Source organism: Gallaecimonas mangrovi (assembly GCF_003367375.1).
Taxonomy (GTDB): Bacteria; Pseudomonadota; Gammaproteobacteria; order Enterobacterales; family Gallaecimonadaceae; genus Gallaecimonas; species Gallaecimonas mangrovi.
Genome location: NZ_CP031416.1, coordinates 3,009,655 through 3,031,349 on the forward strand (window position 1 = coordinate 3,009,655; position 21,695 = coordinate 3,031,349).

General features: G+C 52.9%; 17 protein-coding genes. 15 read left to right on the forward strand and 2 right to left on the reverse strand.

The window, feature by feature from the left end:
* Nucleotides 1-465 precede the first annotated feature (465 nt).
* The 10 genes from DW350_RS14395 (at nt 466) to DW350_RS14435 (ending at nt 9,020) form a co-directional block, all read left to right on the forward strand.
* Nucleotides 466-894, forward strand: a complete 429-nt coding sequence (locus tag DW350_RS14395; RefSeq protein ID WP_115719598.1) for a hypothetical protein — start codon at nt 466-468, stop codon at nt 892-894.
* 101 nt (nt 895-995) lie between these two features.
* Nucleotides 996-1,856 (forward strand): DUF2726 domain-containing protein, encoded by an 861-nt coding sequence (locus DW350_RS14400; RefSeq protein WP_115719599.1) that lies wholly within the window; start codon nt 996-998, stop codon nt 1,854-1,856.
* Between the two features lie 133 nt (nt 1,857-1,989).
* Nucleotides 1,990-3,567: an ABC-F family ATPase gene (locus DW350_RS14405; RefSeq protein WP_419178354.1), complete on the forward strand. Its 1,578-nt coding sequence runs from the start codon at nt 1,990-1,992 to the stop codon at nt 3,565-3,567.
* A gap of 129 nt (nt 3,568-3,696) precedes the next feature.
* A complete protein-coding gene (locus DW350_RS14410) occupies nt 3,697-4,524 on the forward strand; it encodes a tetratricopeptide repeat protein (RefSeq protein WP_152032987.1) in 828 nt (275 codons plus the stop codon).
* 144 nt (nt 4,525-4,668) lie between these two features.
* Nucleotides 4,669-4,836 carry a hypothetical protein gene (locus DW350_RS19545; protein ID WP_192954693.1) on the forward strand — a complete coding sequence of 56 codons (168 nt, stop codon included), beginning with the start codon at nt 4,669-4,671 and terminating at the stop codon, nt 4,834-4,836.
* Nucleotides 4,837-4,967: 131 nt separating this feature from the next.
* On the forward strand, nt 4,968-5,348 hold the full coding sequence (locus DW350_RS14415; RefSeq protein WP_115719602.1) for a GntR family transcriptional regulator: 381 nt from the start codon (nt 4,968-4,970) through the stop codon (nt 5,346-5,348).
* Nucleotides 5,329-6,141 carry an ABC transporter ATP-binding protein gene (locus DW350_RS14420; protein WP_192954694.1) on the forward strand — a complete coding sequence of 271 codons (813 nt, stop codon included), beginning with the start codon at nt 5,329-5,331 and terminating at the stop codon, nt 6,139-6,141. The genes DW350_RS14415 and DW350_RS14420 overlap by 20 nt, the downstream gene beginning before the upstream one ends.
* Nucleotides 6,138-7,373: a hypothetical protein gene (locus DW350_RS14425; protein ID WP_115719604.1), complete on the forward strand. Its 1,236-nt coding sequence runs from the start codon at nt 6,138-6,140 to the stop codon at nt 7,371-7,373. Before DW350_RS14420 ends, DW350_RS14425 begins: the two co-directional genes overlap by 4 nt.
* Before the next feature lies 1 nt (nt 7,374).
* Nucleotides 7,375-8,640, forward strand: a complete 1,266-nt coding sequence (locus tag DW350_RS14430) for a hypothetical protein (protein ID WP_115719605.1) — start codon at nt 7,375-7,377, stop codon at nt 8,638-8,640.
* Nucleotides 8,619-9,020 carry a hypothetical protein gene (locus DW350_RS14435; protein WP_115719606.1) on the forward strand — a complete coding sequence of 134 codons (402 nt, stop codon included), beginning with the start codon at nt 8,619-8,621 and terminating at the stop codon, nt 9,018-9,020. Before DW350_RS14430 ends, DW350_RS14435 begins: the two co-directional genes overlap by 22 nt.
* 2 nt (nt 9,021-9,022) lie before the next feature.
* On the opposite strand, the gene DW350_RS14440 is transcribed toward DW350_RS14435, so the two are convergent.
* Complete coding sequence (locus DW350_RS14440; RefSeq protein WP_115719607.1) at nt 9,023-11,347, reverse strand: DNA polymerase II; 2,325 nt, start codon at nt 11,345-11,347, stop codon at nt 9,023-9,025.
* Between the two features lie 192 nt (nt 11,348-11,539).
* Here DW350_RS14440 and DW350_RS14445 point away from each other — a divergent pair, with 192 nt between their 5' ends.
* Complete coding sequence (locus DW350_RS14445; protein WP_115719608.1) at nt 11,540-12,103, forward strand: type 1 glutamine amidotransferase domain-containing protein; 564 nt, start codon at nt 11,540-11,542, stop codon at nt 12,101-12,103.
* Nucleotides 12,104-12,138: 35 nt separating this feature from the next.
* Here the strand turns inward: DW350_RS14445 and DW350_RS14450 are convergent, their stop codons facing one another.
* Nucleotides 12,139-14,067, reverse strand: coding sequence for a HAMP domain-containing methyl-accepting chemotaxis protein (locus DW350_RS14450; protein ID WP_115719609.1), 1,929 nt, complete (start codon nt 14,065-14,067; stop codon nt 12,139-12,141).
* A 913-nt stretch (nt 14,068-14,980) separates the two neighbouring features.
* On the opposite strand from DW350_RS14450, the gene DW350_RS14455 reads away from it, so the two are divergent.
* From DW350_RS14455 to DW350_RS14470, 4 genes are all read left to right on the forward strand, one after another.
* Complete coding sequence (locus tag DW350_RS14455) at nt 14,981-15,895, forward strand: ABC transporter ATP-binding protein (RefSeq protein WP_115719610.1); 915 nt, start codon at nt 14,981-14,983, stop codon at nt 15,893-15,895.
* A complete protein-coding gene (locus tag DW350_RS14460; protein WP_115719611.1) occupies nt 15,888-18,755 on the forward strand; it encodes a Gldg family protein in 2,868 nt (955 codons plus the stop codon). The genes DW350_RS14455 and DW350_RS14460 overlap by 8 nt, the downstream gene beginning before the upstream one ends.
* Nucleotides 18,756-18,760: 5 nt before the next feature.
* Nucleotides 18,761-19,828 carry a DUF4340 domain-containing protein gene (locus DW350_RS14465; protein ID WP_115719612.1) on the forward strand — a complete coding sequence of 356 codons (1,068 nt, stop codon included), beginning with the start codon at nt 18,761-18,763 and terminating at the stop codon, nt 19,826-19,828.
* A gap of 217 nt (nt 19,829-20,045) precedes the next feature.
* Nucleotides 20,046-21,632, forward strand: a complete 1,587-nt coding sequence (locus tag DW350_RS14470) for an EAL domain-containing protein (protein WP_115719613.1) — start codon at nt 20,046-20,048, stop codon at nt 21,630-21,632.
* Nucleotides 21,633-21,695: the final 63 nt, after the last annotated feature.

The window sequence follows — 21,695 nt, forward strand, 5'->3', positions numbered from 1 at the left end:
TAACGCCAAGGGCTTTTCTTGCCTCAAGTCCCTCGCACAGCCTAGGTAGTGGCCTTAAACCTGCTATCAGCCGCGGCTCAGGCCGCACTTCATCAAAGCGTTATCTAGCACGGCTATGATTTGGCGACGGTCACAACGTTAAGAAAAAAAATGTAGGCATTTGCGGCGGATCAATTCGTGAAAACCGAAGTTCCGTTAATCTTGAACTGGATTGACAAGTTCGTGACCTTTTCCACATAAGGAAAAACCCCTTTGGCAAACAAAAGCTTGGCCATTGACAGCTCAGTTTTTGAACTTCATTGTGGGACCAATTTAAGAACCTCCTCATAAAGTGCCGCTTGCATAGATTGAGGACGGTTCCAGAACAAGGAACCCGGCACAAACGCCAACAAGGGACAAATTCACTGGCGCTATGCTCGGAGAATTTTTTAAACGTTGCCCTTTTGGCAACCTGGGAAGAAGACAATGTCCATACGCACCTTTAAAGGCTCAGATAAATTGATTTACGGTCAAGCGGTTGGAACAGTCATTATTGTGGCTGCGGCTATCGTCATCAATAGCACTCAGTACATCGAAGACATGACCGGCCGCGGCTTGTTATGGTCACTGGCAGCGGTGTTGGGAGCGGTGTTACTGCTCAACTGGTTTATGGACACCAAGGTTCATGGCCTGACCTTCAATGACGACAACCTGGAAATTCGCTATCGTCGTCGTCGCATCCAGTTAGCCCGCACCGACATAACCCGCATTGAATCGGTAGGCAGCATTCGCACCCCGGCGTGGTTTATTTACGCTGATAACCAGCGTTACTTGGTGCAAACCCAAAATTTTCCCCATTGGATCCGCTTGCAGATTTTGGATCAGATGCAGAAATTTCGTGCCGGGCTTTGTTAGCCGCGACAACGTCGCGGCCTGACTGTCGGTGTTGTTTTCTATCAGTAAACTGACAGTCAGGCTCTTGTAGCATCACTAAGGACTGTCTGTGGTGTAACCTGATGCTTAAGTTAAACGACGAACTTCCCTTTCTCGACTACTTCATTATTGGTGGCGCGGTATTCCTGCTGCTGGCCTTTATTCTCTTCCTCTGGCGGCGGCATTGGTTTAAGCATGCCTACCAGCGCCAATCACTGTTAAATGAACGCGAATTACAGCTGCTGGAGCTGCTTGACCAGGCTTGCGGCAGTGATTACCGCGTCTTTGCCAAGGTGCGTTGGGCCGATGTCATTGGCGTGCAGCCCCGCTTTAAGGGCGGCGACTTTAAAAAAGCCTTTGAAAAAATCTGCGCCAAGCGCCTCGATTTTGTGTTGTGTCGGCCGGACGACATCGCCGTTATGGCGGTGCTGGAATTGGTGCCAGAAGGCAAGCCTAACCGCGCCCGGCGCAAGCGCGACAAGTTCTTGGCCAGCATTTGCCAAGACATTTTGCTGCCGCTGGTGCTGGTTAAACTGGACAGCAACACCCAAGCCATCGACATTCGCGGCCAAATAGAAAAAGCCATGCAAGGCCGGCGGCCAGAGCCCGCGGCGCCGCGTAAAGATAAAAAACCGGCCACCGTGGCGCCAGCAGAAACACCGCATGCCACAGAGGCCAGCATTCCGTCACTTGTTGCCAGCAAAGAAGATGCTGACATCATAGTGCCGCACCTCAGTAGCCATGAAAGCCAAGAGCAACCCTGCCCCACTTGCGGCGCCGTTATGCACCAGCGCACCGTAAGCAAAGGCCAACACGCCGGTAAGACGTTCTGGGTTTGTGAACATTACCCCGAATGCAAAACCGTACTGCCAATAAAAGAAGACAACCCGGCGCGGGCAGCTGTCACCAACGAAGGGCTCTTTACCTTAAGAGCCACCCGCTGAAAAAGGTGCCGCTCGGCACCTTTTTTATGGCGATATTTCCAACAGGCCATTGCTCCTGATACGCAAAGCCAGTAGGCTGGCGCCCCTTATCAACCAAGGGGACATCACAGTGCTGAGCACCGCCAATATCACCATGCAGTTCGGCGACAAGCCGCTTTTCGAAAACATCTCGGTTAAGTTTGGTGAAGGCAACCGCTATGGCCTGATCGGTGCCAATGGCTGTGGTAAATCCACCTTCATGAAAATTTTGACCGGGGAGCTAGAACCCAGCGCCGGTAACGTCTCCTTAGAGCCCCATACCCGCATGGCCAAATTAGGCCAGGATCAATTCGCCTTTGAGGAATATTCGGTGGTCGACACCGTGGTGATGGGCCATGCCGAGCTTTGGGCCATCAAGTCCGAGCGCGACCGCATCTACAGCCTGCCGGAAATGAGCGAAGAAGACGGCATGAAGGTCGCCGATCTGGAAGTGCAGTTTGCCGAAATGGACGGCTATAGCGCTGAAGCCCGCGCCGGTGAACTGCTGCTGGGTTTGGGCATCCCCCTTGAACAGCACTTTGGCCCCATGGCCGCCGTTGCCCCCGGCCTCAAAGTGCGGGTTTTGCTGGCGCAGGTACTGTTTTCAAACCCCGATGTCATGTTGCTGGACGAACCAACCAACAACTTGGACATCCATACTATCCGCTGGCTTGAAGGGGTGCTGCAAGAGCGCAACTCCACCATGATCATCATTTCCCACGACCGCCATTTTCTGAATGAAGTGTGCACCCACATGGCGGACATGGATTACGGTGAGCTGCGCTTGTATCCCGGCAACTACGACGAATACATGACCGCTGCCACCCAAGTACGTGATCGCCTCTTGGCCGATAACGCCAAGAAAAAAGCGCAAATTGCCGAACTGCAGCAGTTTGTTAGCCGCTTCTCTGCTAACGCCTCCAAGGCCAAGCAGGCCACCAGCCGCGCCAAGCTAATTGACAAAATCCAGCTCGAAGAAGTTAAACCCTCTTCGCGGCAAAGCCCCTTTATTCGCTTTGAGCAGGAAAAGCAGCTTTATCGCCAAGCTCTGGAAGTAGCGGATCTGGCCCAAGGCTACGACGACCAACTGCTGTTTAACGGCTTTAAGCTCAACGTCGAAGTGGGCGAGCGCATCGCCATTATCGGCGCTAACGGTGTCGGTAAATCAACGCTGCTCAATACGCTGGCCGGCATGATGGAGCCGAAAAACGGCAGCATTAAATGGTCAGAAAACGCCAATATTGGCCTTTATGCCCAGGACCATGCCGACGATTTTGCCATGGACATGAACCTGATGGACTGGATGGCACAATGGCAACAACCGGGCGATGACGAGCAAACCTTGCGCGCAGCCCTTGGCCGCATGCTGTTTAGCCAAAACGAAATTAAAAAGAAGGTCAAGGTGCTGTCCGGTGGTGAACAAGGGCGGATGCTCATTGGCAAGCTGATGATGCACAAACCCAACATTCTGCTGATGGATGAGCCCACCAACCACATGGATATGGAGTCCATCGAGGCCCTGAACCTGGCGCTGGAGCACTACAAGGGCACCTTGCTGTTCGTCTCCCACGACCGCCAGTTTGTCAGCTCTTTGGCCACCCGCATCATTGAAGTAACGCCGACCGGCATTAATGACTACCTGGGCAGTTATGACGACTACCTAAAGGCCCAAGGCATTGCCGAGATGCGATAAAAAAATGGCGCCTTCGGGCGCTGTTTTTTTAGGCTAAACATCAAGTTAGAAGTAAGTACTCACCGGGCCTCAAGGAAGCTGGCAGCAGGGTCGTTTTTATTGGAAAGGTCCAATAAAAAAGTCAAAACCATGAAGCCTTGCAACCTGTTCACTTCGCTAGCCCTGGTGTCGCTCCTGGCACTGAGTGGCTGCGCCACCCACGTCCCCACCGCGGCAGATAAGCAAGTTCCTATTACTGCCAGTAACTACCAACAAGCCCTGGCCGACTATCAATTTAGTCAGGCCCGCCAGTTACTCGAGCAAGCAGCCACACAAGGTAGCGATGATGCCAAAGCCTATTTGGCAACACACCAGCAATGGCTAGACGCACAATGCGCCCTGGAAAAAGCCTCCCCCCAAGCGCAAGCCACCAAAGCGCAGCAGCTTCTTAAACCCCATGGCAGCGGTGTGCCCGATTACAGTCAGGCGGCATTTTGGGCAAAGCGCGCTGCCGATGCCAACAATGCCATGGGCCAGTTTGTGATTGGCTACTTACATGAGTTGGGGCTAGGCACCCGTTTAGATATCAAGCTTGCCGTTTCCTATTACCATAAGGCCGCCAAACAAGGCCTACTCGCCGCCCAGCGCCGGTTAGCACTGCTGATGGAACGCGGCCATGAAACCGCTTTAAATCTGCCCCAAGCCGCCTACTGGTATACCCAGGCGGCCAAGCAGGGCGACGCCCAGTCCCAGTTCGACCTGGCGCAACTCTACCGCTTAGGTAAAGGCGTGAAAAAAGACTTAACTGCCGCCCAAAGCTGGTATCAAAAAGCCGCCAGCCAAGGCTATGCCAAAGCCCAATTTGAATTAGCTATGCTGCTGCCCGCCAGCGGCACTAAAGCCCATTATTGGGTGCTAAAGGCTGCTAAACAAGGTGACGTGCAAGCCATTGACTGGCTATCACTGCATCACTCTTGATGGCAGCCATAGCGGCTCAATATCAGTCGGTTCGGTGTGTAAAGAAGGCAAACTCCATCGTAAAAAACGGTTAAGTTGCTCGTATTCACCGGGTTTTCAGGGTCAACTGTTATTATTGTGACCCAGTCTTAGCGTGGTAACTGTATGAAATTAAAAACCTTAGCAATCGTTATTCTGGCCAGTTTCAGCCTGGGTGGTTGTATGTTATTCCCGCCGTTCGGCGGCCATGGCGGCGGCGGTGGTCACGGCGGCGGCCCTGATCATTTCGACAATGGCCACCAGTCTTCCCACCATGACAACGGCCACCACTAACCCCTAAAACACCGGGCCCTTAAGCCCGGTGTTTTTTTGTCCTTTTTACCTAGCTCACATTTTCATCATCGCTGATTGTTCCTTTACCCCAAGTGTATTAGTGTAGCGATACACAAATATGGAGTATCCCATTGTTTGCCTTTGACACCTCAGCCAGCACCCCGCTTTACCGGCAATTGGTTGAGCAAATAAAACGGTTAATCGCCGGTGGCCAGCTAAACCCAGGCGACACCTTGCCGTCGGTGCGCGAGTTAGCGCAGCGCCACGCCATTAACCCCATGACCATTTCCAAGGCCTACAGCCAATTGGAAGCAGACGGCTTGCTGGCGCGCCAGCGCGGTAAGCCGATGACAGTCGCCCGCCAGCCGCAGCTAACAGACCCATTGCAGCTGTTGGCCGAGCCCATTGCGTTATTGGTGCAAAGTGCCCGTCAGCTAAGCCTCAGTGACGCGCAAATTGTCGATGCCCTCAAACAAGGATTGGAGCAGTACCATGACAAGTCAGGTGATTAAACTTGAGCAGCTAAGCCAGGCCTTTGGCCGCCAAACAATATTGGACAGCTTAACCACCGAAGTGCATTCAGGAGAGGTAATAGGCCTTTTGGGCCTCAATGGTGCCGGTAAAACGACCTTGCTTGAAACCTTGCTTGGCTTTGCCCTGCCAAGCCAAGGCCAAAGCTTGGTGTTTGGTGAAAGCGCCGAACGCATGAGCGCCAACTGCAAAAGCCGTATCGGCTTTGTACCGCAGCAAGATGAGTTACTGGACGCCCTCACCGGCCAGCAAAACCTTGACCTTATCGCCAGCTTTTATGCCAACTGGCATGGCGAATGGATAGCCGATTTAGCCAACAGCTGGCAGGTGCCGCTGAATAAAAGGGCATCGCAGTTATCGCTGGGCCAGCGCCAGAAGCTGTCGATTTTGGCGGCTATCGGCCATCAGCCAGCGCTGTTGCTGCTTGACGAACCGGTGGCCAGCCTTGACCCGCTGGCCCGGCGGCAATTTTTGCAAACCTTGATTGAGCTTATCAGCGACCTTAACTGCACGGTGCTGTTTTCAACGCACATTGTCTCTGACGTAGAGCGCATTGCCGGCCGGATTTGGCTGTTAAAAGATAAAAAGCTGCTACTGGACGAACCCCTCGACAGTCTTAAAGACAGTATCGTAAAAGTTGGCCCGAAAGCTGATATTGCCGGTGTAGAGCTGGTTTGCGAGCACGCTGATGGCAGCAAAATTGTGCGCGGTTTTAACGGTGCGGGCGCCTTACATCTTGGCCTTGAAGATCTGTTCATCGAGCTTTGCCAATGAAAGCGCTACTTACCACCACAATACGGTTCTGGTCGGGGTATCGCTTTGGTTACTGGCTCAGTGCTGCCGGGTTGCTGATGGCGCTAGTTAACTGGCAATGGCATCTTGGCCAGCCGCTGTGGGCGCTGTATATCTTTGCCGCTCTGCCCTTTTTTAGCGCACCGATAAACTACCGCCGCTTTATCTGCAGCCATCAATACCTGTTATTGCCCCATGGCCGCCACATCGCCATAGCCGCCCTTGGCATTATTGCTTTGGTGCTCGCCCTAGCCTGCTGCTGGGCCTTACCGCAGCTGAGCCTTACCACTAGCTGGCTGTTCTTTTCGGTGTTTTTTGCCGGTTACCAATGGCTTTGTACCTTTCGCTTGGGCACTGCCATTGCCTATGGATGTGCCGCGCCTATTTGGATGCAACCGGCAGCGAACCTGCAACTGTTGCAGCAATGGCTTGCCCCGATGCACCTAACACTGCCGCTACTGATACTCACCTGGAGTGCGCTGATATTGGCTAGCCGGAAAAAGGGCCAGCGGCGCACTGTCGCAATAGGGAAAAGCCGCGTCAACACGGCTCCCAAAAACGCCCATTTAAATGCCACTGGCACCTTACTAACCGGTCAACCGGCACCGTTAGTCGGGGTCTTTTCCCAGGTCTTAATCCCGCTCGGTTTTTACTTGCCGCAGCTGCAGCTAAGTGTTCGCCAACCCCATTCTCACCTTTGGTTACAGGCGCTGGTGCTGCAATTTACCTTACTGACCTTTATTAGAAGGGCCACCATCGCTCGCAGCCGCCGGCTGTGGTTAAAAAACCCTGGCGACCGCAATGCCCTCTTACAAGTGCTTAACCGCCACCTTATTCAGCGCTTTGCCGTCACTGCAGCCGTCTTTATGGCGGCAACTTTGCTTGTGGTCGCTGGCGACCCAGAGCAATGGCAGCAACTTCTCGCCAGCACGGCGTTATTTTGCCTGGCAGGCTTTGGCTTTCAGTATCACAGCGCAGCAATCAATACCGCCAGCCGTTTGCCGCGATCACTCAGTGTGTCGGCGGCGGTAGTGAGGCTACTACTGCCGGTGGTCACCTTGCTGTATTTCAGTAACTATCATCGGCATTTTGCTCTGCTAGCCGCCTTGCTACTGGCTTATCTGCTCGTTGGGCAGCAGCTTTTTAAAAACGCCTTTGCCCAGCAAAACTGGCTTAACAGCAAGCTGCGCCTAACCACACAAGGAGCTCGCTAAGATGAAAGGATTCATGGCGCTATTAGTGCTTTATTTCGCCCCTTATCCTTGGCTGCGCTGGTTGTACTTACCGGTGCTGGCACTATGGGCAGTATCAACTCTGAATTTTGCCAGTGCCGATAAGCTGGCCCCTCTGGCTTTGATGCTGCTTTTTTTCATTCCCGTACTATTTGCCGGCTTTCAGTACCGCCAGCTCTTACAAAAAAGCCGCTTTATGTTGCTGCCTTTTGGCCGTTTAAAAGCACTGGCGGCGCTTTTTGCCATCGCCGTACTGGCAGCACTCGCCGTATTGCCGTTTAGCCAAAGCCCGGGTTTGGTGACTGGCATCTTTGCCGCCGTCACAGCCACCTTGCTGCTTAGCCAGTGGCTCTATGGCAGCCGCTATAGCGTGCTGTTGGTGTTTGCCTATCAATTGCCTCATGCCATGTCGCAATCGCTTTGGCAGCATTTCGCCCAGCAATATTGGTTAGTCCTTTTGGTGTTAAGTCTTACCGCTTGGCTATGGATGCTGGCCGCCCAGCCACAGCAACGTTTATGCCCCATAAAAAAGCGGCCATTAAGCTTGCCATCTTTTCTGAGCCGTGGCCGCCCCGGCTACCAATTGCTGTTACCTGAAGGCAGTAGCCTTAACGGCAGCATTGTGGTTTTTACCCTGCTGCTTTGTTCGCTGCCCTTTTTGTGTCTTTCGATGCTATCACTGCTGTTACCCGGCAGCTGGCAGGCCTTGGTAAAAGATTCGCTGCTGGCTTTTTTGTTGCCTTCACTTCCGCTTGCCCATAGGCCACGCCGTTCCATGGTGCTGCGGTTACGCTGCTTGTGGTTACGTTTGCCCGGTGGCCGGGAACAATTAAGTGCTTTTATAAAGCCACTCATCAAGCGCGACTGGTTGATCAGCAGCCTTATCATTACGGTGTTAATTAGCCTTTGGTCAGCCCTGGCGGCAATGCCTTTAATGGCCACCAGCATTGCCCTCATTTTTACCTTGAGTTTGAACACCTTGGTGCAGCTAACCATGCTTTGGACCGCACAAGGTTCCGGCTCTGCTCGCTGGCAAAGTGATGCCAAAACCCTGCTACTGCTCATGCCGCCGTTAACGCTGTTTTTGTATTTCGGCAGTCAGCAGCACTGGCTGCCGTTATGGCTAACGGTGTATAACCTGTTGCTGTCGGCAATGATTTATTGGCGGCTGCAGTCAGGCTTTGGGCACCAGGATTTACTGCGCGTTAAACCCCGGAGGAAGACGAAATGGCAACTCAGTCGTTTTTGAAGTACCGCTGGCAACGCATTTGGCTTCCGCTACTGGTGATATGCCTGGCACTTTTAGCCTGGAACCTTATCAGCGGCCGCGACCTAACCCTGTTTGATGTGCTGCCGGCCGTGGCAGCTGCGCTACTGCTGATGAGTATCAAACGCGCCGACCCCAGGCGTTATGTGCGCGTCGACGGCGAACATTTGTGGGTGGGCAACAAGCGGGCACCCCTTGCTGATATTGACATGGTGATGCTGGGTAAAAGCTACTTTTACCTGCCCGGCCACTACCACCAGGGCCAGGAAATTGCCCTAAAATTTGACCCGGCCTACCAGCAAGCGCTCAAAGAGCACTTACAAGGCTTTAAACCCGACATCACTTTTATCCGCACTTATTAGCGCTAAAAAAGCCCCATTTGGCCGCCAATCAGCTGCTCAAATTCCAGGTTGATAAAGGGCAGTATCGCTTCGGCCACCGGTTGCAGCTGCCGGTCGATATAGTGCTGGTAGTCGATGGGGCTTTGCTGGTATTCCAAGGGTTCAGGGCCGCTGAGGGTGATAAGGTAGCTGATGCTGCCCTTACCCTGGTATTTCAAGGTTTTCCCCGCCTTTTTATTGTGCTCGTCAGCCAGGCGCGCGGCCCGCACGTGGGGCGGCACATTCTTAACGTACTGGTCGAGCTTACGCCGTAAGCGCTTTTTATAAACCAGGTCGCTATCGCGCTTACCGGCCAGGGTGTCTTCGACCGTCTGGCGAATAAAGTCGCTGGGGTTTTTATCTGCAAACACCAGCCGATAAAGCTCGGTTTGAAACTGCTTGGCAAGGGGCGTCCAGTCGGTGCGCACAGTTTCAAGGCCTTTAAACACCATTTCACCATTGCTTTTAAGGCCGGCATAACGCTTTTTAGAGCCTGCTTCCGAGCCGCGGATAGTGGGCATTAAAAAGCGCTGGTAGTGGGTTTCATATTCCAGCTCTAAATGGCATTCAAGGTTAAAGTCATCACGCAGGGTTTGCTGCCAGCGCTGGTTGATGTCTGCCGCCAGTTGCTGGCCAATGGCATCGGCCTCACTGGCACTCAGGGCTTGGTCCAGCAAGACAAAAGTGGAGTCGGTGTCGCCGTAAATCACTTGGTGGCCTTTTTCTTCTACCCATTTGGCGGTTTGCTGCATGATGCTATGGCCGCGCAGGGTAATAGAGCTGGCAAGGCGCGTATCGTAAAAACGGCAGCCACCGGAGCCAAGAACGCCGTAAAAGGAATTCATTAAAATTTTAATGGCCTGGGAGCGCGGCGCGTCTTTTTGCCTTTTCGCCTCGTCCCTGGCTTGCCAAAGCTCGGTGATAATGTCGGGTAAAAAGTGCTTGTAGCGGGAAAATTTCGCCTCGCGAAAGCCTGGAATGGCATCGGCTTCGGTTAACCCTTCAATCAGCCCCAGAGGGTCAATTTTGAAGGTGCGGATAATGCTGGGGTAAAGGCTTTTAAAATCCAGCACCAGCACGTTTTTATAAAGCCCCGGTTTTGACTCCATCACGTAGCCGCCGGGGCTTGCCAAACCGCCACCCAAGGGCAAATTGGGGGCAACAAAGCCGGCGCGATGCAGCTTAGGCAAATAAAGGTTGGTAAAGGCGGCAACCGAGCCACCGGCGCGGTCGAGTTCAAGGCCGGTTAGCTGGCTGCGAAGCGTCAGAAAATCAAGCAAGCGGGTCTTGGCAAAGATATCCCACACCAGCACGCAGTCTTCCAAGTTATAAGCCGCCAGTTTGGGTTTGTTAAACCGAAAGTCATGCTCTATTTCGGCTAGGCGGTTATCCACATCGTCGGTTTTCTTACCCCGGCCCAGCAGCGCCTGGGCGACAAATTCCAGGCTAAAGCTGTCAAAGTTATAGGTGGCAATTTTTAAGGCATCGATGCCGTCGATGGCCACTCGCCCCGGCAGCGACGCAAACGCCTGGCCGTCACCGGTTGATTCACGAGCCCAAAGCGCCTCGCCGCCGCGGCCAAGACGCAGTGTCATGCCGTGGCGCTCGGCCCTTTTGGCCAGCAGCCGTAAATCAAAAGCCACCATCGACCAGCCAATGATAATGTCCGGGTCCAGCGCCGTGACCTCGGCTTCCAACCGTTGTAGCAAGGCCTTCTCGTTAGCCACCCAGTCGATATCAACCTCTGCCGCTTCGGGGCTGCCGACCATGATCACCTTGGCCACACCATGGCCGTACAGCCCCGCCGAAAATAGCTCGCCCTTGGCCGAACATTCTAGGTCGAGGCTCAGCACCCGCAGCGCCGGCTGATAATCGGCGCCTTTAATGCGCACTTGCTGCCATTCATTAAAGCCCGCTTTGGCTTCACATACGCCGTCAAAGGCAATGCCGCCCCGGGCAAATCGCTCCATCAGGTAGCGGTCTGAGAGTTTAATATCGGCTTCCAGTACCTCGATGCCGTTACTGGTCAGTAGTGCCTGGCCCTGTTTGTGGGCTTCGAGGGTTTTAAAGTACAGCATCACCACGCTTTTACGGCCAAAGGTTTGAAACCCCAGCGCTTTAGCTTCGGCCAACAAAGCGCCCAACAGCTGCTGCGCTTTTTGCTGATGCTGGCTTTCAACCATCAATACCGGCTGTTCACCTGCCACCACCAGTTTGGCCGGGCCGTCAGCGGTGCTGAGCCAGAGATGAATTTCAGTTTGGCCGCGCAGGTCGCGGTGATGGCGAGACAATAAAAAACCGTGGGGCAAAGCAGCTCTCCAAATCAAGGCACCATTAGTTTACTGGTTAAAAACCCAGTATCCAAAATTTTTATTGCACCCTGTAAAACCGCCATAAATTAGCCATCACCAATAAAATAACTTGCTGAAAAAAAAGAAAATACAGATTGGCACAGCCCTTGCGACGGTCTGACTACATTCGCAGTAACCCAGGAGTGAACAATGGCTAACCTGAGCAATCGCAAAGTCGCCGTACTGGTCGCCGATGGTTTTGAACAAATTGAATTTACCGCCCCGGTTGAGGCGCTGAGAAAGGCGGGCGCTGAGATCAATGTCATCGCCCCAGAGCCCGGCAAGGTAAAAGGCTGGCAACATGACCATTGGGGGGATGAGTTCGAGGTCTCTTACTGCCTTAATGACGGCAAAGCCGAAGACTACGATGCCTTAGTCGTACCCGGTGGCGTGATGAGCCCCGATACCCTGCGCAGCGATGAGCGAGCGGTACGTTTTGCCACCCACTTTTTTGAAACCGGCAAACCGGTCGCGGCCATTTGCCATGGCCCGCAGTTGCTGGTGGAAACCGGCGCCCTGCAAGGGCGCACCTTAACCTCTTATCCTGCCATTAAAACCGATTTAAAAAACAGCGGTGCCCGCTGGGAAGACCGGGAAGTGGTGACGGACCAGGGCTTGGTAACCAGCCGCAGCCCGGACGATATTCCGGCCTTTAACCGTAAAATGGTCGAAGAAATTGCCGAAGGGGTGCACCGCAGAGGCCGCACCGCCTAACCATTAAAAAAGCCGCTCTGTGAGCGGCTTTTTCGTTACACCTTGAAACGCCCCACCAAACCTTGTAGCTCGGTGCCAAGGCTCGCCAGACCCTCGGTTGCGTTAGCGGTTTCCTCCGAGGCTTCCGCCGCTTGCTCGGCAATTTCCCGCACCCGCACCACGCTTTGGTTAATGTCTTCTGCCACGGTGCTTTGCTCTTCGGCGGCCGTTGCAATTTGGTGGTTCATGTCTTGAATGCGCGACACCGCATTGGCTATTTCCGTCAGCGCACCGCCAGATTGCTGCGCCAAGGCAACCGACTCATCGGTAAGCGAGCGGCTACGCTCCATTTTCTGCACCGATTCTTGGGTGCCGTGCTGCAAATTGGCAATAAGGCTTTCGATTTCTTCGGTCGATTCCTGAGTGCGTTTGGCAAGGCCCCTTACTTCATCGGCAACCACCGCGAAACCACGGCCAGCTTCACCAGCCCGCGCCGCTTCAATGGCAGCGTTTAGCGCCAACAGGTTAGTTTGCTCGGCGACCGCTTTAATGACGTCCAGCACAGTGCCGATGCTATCGCTGTCGGCTTTTAGGTTTTCCATCGCCTCGGCGGTTGAGGCAATTTCAACCGATAGGGTTTCAATTTGATTGACGGCTTTTTCAATCACCTTGGCACCCTCAGCGGTGGTGTGGTCGGCCTCGCTGGCCGCCACAGCCGCCAGCTCGGCGTTACGCGCCACTTCTTGCACGGTGGCGGTCATTTGATTAATAGCGGTTGCTACTTGGTCGGTTTCGGCGCGCTGGCGCTGCATGCCAGCGCTGTTTTGCTCAGCCACCGCTGACAGCTGCTCTGATGAACTGGCGATTTGCTCAACACTGCCGGAGATTTTGCCCATTACATCGCGCAAGGTGCTGTTCATGTGTGACATTGCCGCCAGCAGCTCGCCCAATTCGTCTTTACGGTTGCTATGAATATCGGTGCTCAAGTCACCATCAGCAATCACTTTGGCTACCGCTACCGTGCGCCGCAACGGCACCACTATCTGCCGGGCAATCACCAAGGCGGCAATAATGCCAAGCACTATGGCGCATACCGAGGCTCCCAGCAGCAAGCCAATAGAACTCTCGCCGTCGGCTTCCTGTTTGCGCGACTGCCCGGCCATTAAGTCATTCACCTGCGCGGTCAAGGCTTTGGCCTCATCGGTCATGCTGCTATTTAGCTGCTCCATGGAATCCACCACGCTATTGAGCTTTTGCACGTGGTCGCGATAACCCGCCAGGGCTTTAAGGGCTTCGCTAAGGGTGTCTTTGTCGCCACCACCGATATTGAGGCTGTCGGCCAACTTTTGGATACCGGCCATGGTTTTGTTGGCGGCATCAAGGTTTTTGGCGCTGCCATCAACAATGTAACCGCGCATGTAATAGCGCAGCATCGCCACTTGCTGGTTGATGTTTGAAGCGATTAGGGCGTTATTAACCACGGCTTCATCGGCCATGACTTGTGCCATTTGGCCCAAGCTGTCATTCAGTTGGGTGACTTTCCCAACCATGACATTACCAATTTTAACCCAGCTTTTGCGGATCTCGGCTTTGTTGTTGGAAAGGTCGACAAAGCGGGAAAAGTCTTGCTGGTATTGGCCAGTAATAGATTGAATTTTCTTCAGGCGCTGAATGTCATTGGCAGTCACAAACAGCGAGAGCTTATCGCTCACTAATGCCCTAAGCGCTTTTACGGTGGTTTCGAACTCGGTGGCGAAAGATGCGTCGCCGCTTATCAGGTAATCGCGGCGAAAGATCTCGGCTTTCAAGGTCATATTGTTTATGTCGCCCCCGATAGCCACTTTGTCACTGCGAGCCAGTACCGAGTTCAAACCGAGGGTACCGGCAACAGTCACAATTAAGGTCAATACGAGTACGACACCAAACCCGCAGCCCAATTTGGCTGCTACCGATAAGTTATCCATCCATCGGGTCAGGTTGCTCATTTTATGCCTCTATTTTTTAGCGCAAGCTGCTTTCCCTATAACGACTAACGTAAAAAGAACTTAAACGTTAACCGCCCCCAAACGGGAAAAAGATAACATCTTTTTGAAAAAGCGACCCGCACAGAAGCGATTGATATATATGAATTATACTAAAGTCGTAGATAATCTTGCCGCGTGATAAAGCCGCGCAATAAACAAAAGGGTAACAGCTAATACATTTTATTAAAAATGTGATTTTTCGGTACTTGCAGGCAGGTTTTATTACTAGCAGCAGCGCGAGATAAAACGCCGGAGAAAATATCGCCTTGAATTTAATTATCACTCAGTAACATTAAAAATTTCACTGCCTTGTGATATTAAAAAAAACAGTTATTAAAAGTAGATAGAACAGTGCTTGAAATTTTCGTTAAAACACCGTGCACTTTATTAGCACGAAAACATTAAACACTAAATTTAATAACTAAAAATGATAGTAAACACTAACAATCAATAATGCCAAGAGCCTTTCCAGGCCTTAACCAACAGCAATAAAACCAAACCATTAAATATCAACAACTTAATTAATAACCGCCATATTACACCGGTAGCACAAACCGGAATTCCGCCCCTTCAGCGTTGCATCCATTTAAAGCACATTAGAAAGTCCGGAACTTTTTATAACGTACCCAGTCTGCAATTTTCGGTAATAACCAACCACATCCGAGACTCAGCTGTAGAGGGAGTGAACGATGATACTAGGCACGCTAAATAAAAATGTTGCCTTAGCATTGCACTACTTAATACGCCGACTTATGCGCCAAGCGAACGCGGTTATTTTCGACACGCGTTAAGCATTTCCTTTTTCCATTTTTCGAATGGCTGCTATTTGGCATCGCAGTCAGTGGCGTTTTGCATTTAAATTTCGGAGAACACCATGATCCAGGTTGAAAACCTGACTCGCCGATATGGCGAGCTAACGGCGGTGGATAACGTCAGCTTCCACATTCCACGCGGTGAAGTGGTGGGATTACTCGGCCACAACGGCGCCGGTAAAACCACCATCATGAAAATGATCACCGGCTTTCTTGAGCCAACTGCTGGCAGTATTGATGTCGACAACTTAAGCATCGGCCAAGATACCCGCGCCATTCAAAAACGCATCGGCTACCTGCCAGAGAACTGCCCGGTATGGCCTGAGATGCGCGTTATTGATTACCTTGTTTACCAGGCGGGCCTGCACGGTGTGCCGGAACATGAACGGGCGGATGCGGTGGCTTCGGCGATCCGCCGCACCGCCCTGAAAGAAAAGGCCGTAGCCTCAATTCAGACACTGTCACGAGGTTATCGCCAGCGGGTTGGGGTAGCCCAAGCGCTCTTGCATAACCCTGACATTATCATCCTTGATGAGCCCACCAACGGCCTTGATCCAACACAAATTCAGCACATGCGGCACCTTATTGCCGAGCTGGCCGAAACCGCTACCGTGATTGTGTCCACGCACATCATGCAAGAAGTCCAGGCAGTGTGTGAACGGGTGCTCATTATGCGCCGTGGCCAGCTGGTCGTGGATTCACGGCTCGACGCCCTGCAACAGGCCAAAGGCTTAATGGTTGAGCTCGACAGCCATGCCGAGCAAACCCTAACCGCTTTGCCCGCGCTAACGGTGCTGGAACGAACAGAGCTCAGTAACGGCCACTACCAGTATCGGCTGGACACCCCTGCCGACACCGCCCCGAAAGTGGCCTCGGCCCTGGTTACAGCCGGGCACCAGCTTTATGCCTTGCAGCCCCTGCGCCGCGATTTAGAAACGGTTTTTGCCGAAGTGAATGGGGAGGTTGCCAATGGCTGAGCAATGGCAAATAGCCCGTAAGGAATTTCGTGGATTTTTTGCATCCCCGGCGGCCTTTTTGTTTTTAGGGGCCTTTTTGGCGGTCTGCCTGTTTGTGGTGTTTTGGGTTGAAGGCTTCTTTGCCCGCAATATCGCCGATGTCAGGCCGCTATTTAAATGGATGCCGGTATTGATGATTTTTTTGGTTGCCGCCCTCACCATGCGCAGCTGGTCAGAAGAGCAGCGCGCCGGCACCTTAGAATCGTTACTGACCAGCCCGGTAAAACCTTTACATCTTATTTTCGGCAAGTTCCTGGCTGTGCTGGGGCTGGTGGCGCTGGCGTTGCTGCTGACACTGCCACTGCCCATAACAGTGTCTTTTATCGGGCCGCTGGATTGGGGCCCGGTTATCGGCGGCTATGTGGCCTCCTTGTTCTTGGCTGCCGCCTATATCGCCATTGGCCTTTATATGAGCTCACGCACCGACAACGCCATTGTGGCGCTGATTTTAACGGTGCTGCTGTGCGGTGTGTTTTACCTGATTGGTAGCCCCGGCTTAACCAATCTTTTTGGTTATGAAACTGGCGATGTGCTGCGCGATATTGGCACCGGTTCACGCTTTGACTCTATTACCCGCGGCGTGCTTGATCTGCGCGATCTGTACTACTACCTGTCGCTGGTGGGCATATTCCTGGCCCTTAACTTATTGCGCCTGCAACGGCTGCGCTGGGCAGGAAACCCCAGTACCAAGGTGCACCAAGGCTGGCGCAGGCTAACGGCGCTGGTGGTTGTTAACCTTATCGCCGCCAACCTGTGGCTGGCCCCCATTAGCTGGGCCCGCATCGACATGACCCAGGGCCAGCAATACACCTTGTCGGCCGCGTCCAAGCATTACCTCAACCGCTTGCAGCAACCCTTGGTCATTCGCGGTTATTTTTCCTCAAAAACCCACCCATTGCTGGAACCCTTGGTGCCGCAAATCAAAGATCTGCTGGCCGAATACGCCGAAGATTCCAACAACAAAGTCCGGGTGGAGTTTGTCGACCCGCAAAAAGACCAAAAAGCCGCCCAACAGGCCGCGTCTCGCTACGGTATTCAACCCATATCCTTTGAAACTGCCAGCAAATATTCGGCAGGGGTAATGAGCTCTTACTTTAATATCGTGGTGTCTTATGGCGACCAGTACAAAGTGCTGGGTTACAAGGACCTCATTGAAGTCAAAGGCCGTGGCGACCATATCGATGTGGCGCTGAAAAACCCCGAATATGCCATTACCAGCGCCATTCGCCGGGTCATGAACAAGTGGCAAAACGGCGGTAGTCCCTTTGCGGCCATTAAAGGCCCGGTGACCTTCCATGGCTATATTTCGGCTAACAGCACCTTGCCGCCACAAATGCAGGCATTGCGCCACCAGCTGGACAAGGTGCTTCAAGACCTCAAGGAAAGCGCCGCGGGCAAACTCAGCGCCGACTTCCAAAACCCAGAGGCCGATGGCGGCAAACTGGCGGAGCAACTGCACAAACAGTTCGGCTTTACGCCACAAGTCATGGGCCTAACCCGCCGCCGGCCATTTTGGTTTTACATGACACTGCAAAGCGGCGACAACACCGTACAGGTGCCACTGCCCCACAAGCTGGGGGAAGCGGCCCTTAAAAAGTCCATAACCTCGGCACTACAACGCCTGGCTCCGGGCTTTATGAAAACGGTAGCGTTGGCAGCCCCCGAGCATGGCTACATGCAGCGAGGCGGCAACAGCTATAACGAGCTGCGCCAAGTGCTAAGCAAAAACATGCAAGTGGAAAACGCCAATCTGGCCAGTGGCCAGGTGCCACAAAATGCCGACTTCTTGTTGGTGATGGCACCAGCGCACTTGGACAACAAAGCCGTTTTTGCCATAGACCAGTTCCTGATGCGCGGCGGTTCGGTGATGGTGGCCACATCCCCTTATCAGGTGGATATCAGCCGCACCTTAACGGCCCACCCCAACACCAGCGGTCTTGAAGCCTGGCTTGCCAGCCAAGGCATTAAGATTGAACACAATATGGTGCTGGACCCACAAAATGCCGCCCTGCCCTTACCCACAGAGCGCAATGTAGGCGGTGTGATGCTTCGGCAGATGCAAATGTTGCCCTACCCGTATTTCCCCGATCTACGTGCCAAGGGTCTTGCCGAGCACAACCCGGTTACCGCTTCGCTAAATCAGCTAACCCTGAACTGGGCGTCGCCCATTGACCTTGATAACAGTAAAACCAAGGGCCGTCAGGTCAGTGAACTGCTAAAAAGCTCCTCCGGCAGTTGGACCTCAACCAGCCTTAATATGATCCCCAACTTTCGGGAAAACCCCAATACCGGTTTTCGTATTGATGGCACCCCCAAACCAAGAACCCTGGCGGTGGCTGAAACGGGCCGCTTTACCTCGTTCTTTAAAGGTAAAGACTCACCGTTAACCGCCAACGACGATGCCAAAGCCGCCGAAACGGCCAAGGGCAAAAATCCTAAAGCCGCGCAGCAACCAGGCATTGGTGGCGTTATCAACCATTCGCCGGATTCGGCAAGGCTGATAGTGGTGGCCAGTAATGGTTTTGCCAGCGACACCGCAGTGCAGCTTATCTCTCAAGGCATTAACACCCTTTACACCAAGCCTTTTGACTTTGTGCAAAACAGCATCGACTGGTCTTTGGAAGACCCAGCATTGCTGTCACTGCGGGGCCGAACCCACCTGGCTCGCACCCTCGACGGCATGCCGGTTAAGCAGCAGGAGTTTTGGGAATACCTGAACTATGGCTTGGTGGTAATTGGCCTGTTGTTGGTGTGGCTGTGGCGCCGTCAAAGCCGCCGCCGTGACCAACTTCGTTATCAACAGATTTTGGCAAAGGTGTAACAGTGATGCGCAAACCTCTTTATGTATTAAGCGCCCTGCTGGTAGTGCAATTGCTGCTGGCGCTGGGCCTCAACTTGGGCCACAAAGGGCTACAGGCCGGTGAAGCCAGTAAAACGCTTTTGGCCTTAAAGCCTGCTGATGTCACCGAGATTGTGCTTAGCAACCCACAAAAATCGGTAACCCTGGCTAAAAAAGGCAGCGATTGGTTACTGCCGGGCAGTAATAACTTCCCGGCCGATAACAACCAGGTACATAACCTGCTCAATAATCTGTTGGCCCTTAACCACACCGGCGCGGTGGCCGACAATAATGACGCCGCCAAACGCTTTAAAGTGGCCGCCAACGACTTTGAGAAAAAGCTGGTACTCAAGCACGGCAACAACATATTGGCCACGGTGTTTGTGGGCACCTCAGCCTCCATGCACCAGGCCCATGTTCGCTTAAAAGGCCAAGCCAATATCTACCTGGTTGATTTACCCAGCTACCAGTTAGCGGTGGATAAATCCCATTGGCAAAACCACCGTTTACTGAGTATCGACGGCGATAAAATCGCCAGCATCAGTACCGGTAAACTGACCTTAACCCAGCATCAAGTAACAGCGCCGAAAGGGTCGGATGCTTCGATGACCAAGGTCTTTAACTGGCAGCTAAGCCCAATGCCCAAAGGTGATGTGGTGAATAAAGACGCGGCCCAAACCGCCATTAACCAAATTGCCTATCTTCGCACCGGCGTGCAGCTGGGGGATAAAGCCAAGCCTGACTATGGCCTTGATAAGCCGGTGCTTAGCTTGAAGGTAACCCGCACCGATGGCAGCACCGTTAGCTACCAATTAGCTAAAGAGCCTAAAGGCGGTTACATCTTGAAATCGTCTTTGCGGCCGCAATACTTTGCGCTGTCTGCAGGCCAGGCCCAGGCGATGCTGAACGCCTTTAGCCTCAGCAAATTGGTGCAAAACCCCAAGGCGAAACAAGCAAAGGTGGCAAGCACAGCGCCCAGCCCATCGATGGAAAAAGCCATCGGTAAAGCTGACGCCATTTTTAAAAAGGACACCCGCACCCTCGTCAAACAGTAAAAAAACATAAGCAAAGGCCACCGCAAGGTGGCCTTTTTTATAACGCTTTACCGCAGCTAAAAACCGCTTTAACGCGAAAAAAGCAGACAAAACTGCTCAATGAAACAGGATGCCTACAACCACGCTGGTCAGACCGGATTTAAAAGGATATGGTGGTTTTAGTGTCGGCAGCAGCTGGCACTTTCATTGGTGAGGCGCGAAGCACAAGGATGTCGACATGAGGTTAAGGCTAAATCCTACCGCTCCGCTAATATCAGCCCTGCTGGCAGTATTAACGGCACTGCTGTTTTTCACCCTGTTCTGCCTCTTTATTTTGGCCGGGGCAAGACATGAACATCAGCAAGCGGGGCAAAGGGCATTAGACAAATTTGACGAGGTGTTTAGTGAGGTCAACGCCGTCGCCGACAGTTTAATTAGCCTGCACAGAGACAGTTGCGATATTAATAACCTGCGCGATATGCAACGGGCCCTGTTTGATGCCTCCTACATGAAAGACATTGGCTTTTTTATTGATAATAAATTGGCCTGCGCCACCAGTACCGGGGAATTAAGTAAGCCGATTAAGATAGCGGCCCCTGATTACGTTGATGCCCAGCACCGTGCCTTCTGGCTACATTCGCGCATTATTCTTTTTAAACACAAAACGCCGCACTATGCGCTGATAGTCAAAATTGGCGACTACAACTTTGTCTTGGAACTAAAAGCCATTCTGGCCAATACCCTCACCCAGCAAAATCAGTGGCAACTGCTGTATACGCCGGCGGCGAATAAGGCGCCGGTGACGCTGGCTGGCAATCCCCATCTGTTTGAACAGAGCGTACAACACCCACACAGTTTGCTGAGCTCTGCCACCTTGTTTAGTGACTGTTCCAGCCGTTACCCCAATTACTGCATTGTGGTACGCCAGCCCTTTGCCGCTGTTATCGCCCGTAACAGCACCTTGCTAATGGTGGCCTTTATTGTCAGTCTTATTGCCGCCACCGCGGCTCTAATGGCGCTTAACATCATCAGAAAACGCCAAAAGTCGGTGCCATACCGAATCCGCCAGGGCCTTAAAAACAAAGCTTTTTATTGGCAGCTACAGCCCATTGTTGACCTGCAATCAGACAACATCATTGGCGCCGAAGTACTGGCCCGTTTTCGCGACCAATATGGCAGCCTGGCCCCGGATCAGTTTATCGAGGTGGTTAGAGAGCTGGGCATGGCTCCCGACTTTACCCTGGCCATGTTTAATACGGTGCTACCGGCCCTGGAGAATGAAACGGCATTAGCGAAAGGTTTTCGGGTCAGCTTTAATATCTTCCCCCACACCTTAATTGACGCCGACACCATTAAAGCCCTTGCCCGCCTGCCGCTGTTTAACCAAAGCCGTTTTATGCTGGTGTTGGAGATCACCGAAAGCGAGTACATTGACCAAGCCCAGGCCCAAGCCAATTTGCGCTATTTACGGCAGATGGGCCTTGGTATTGCCATTGACGACTTTGGTACCGGTTATGCCAATTTGGGCCAACTGATGAAAATCGATTCTGACCTCATCAAAATCGACCGCAGCTTTGTTATGGATATGGAAGAAAACAGCATTCGCTCTTCCCTTATTCCCCACATCATCAGCATTGCCCGCCAGCTTGGGGTGCGGGTGGTAGCCGAAGGCGTTGAAAACCAAGCCCAGTGCCAAGCGCTAAAAAAACTTGGCGTGCACTACGGCCAAGGTTGGTTATTTGGCAAACCGATGCCGGTATCGCAGCTAGCACAACAGGTGGCTATGCAGCACAAAGCCACCGACAAAACAGCAATCAACGCCTGATTATCAAAATATTTTTGATAGTGCTTAGTGGCTAGCTCACTTTTTCTGGCTCGGTGAAACCGG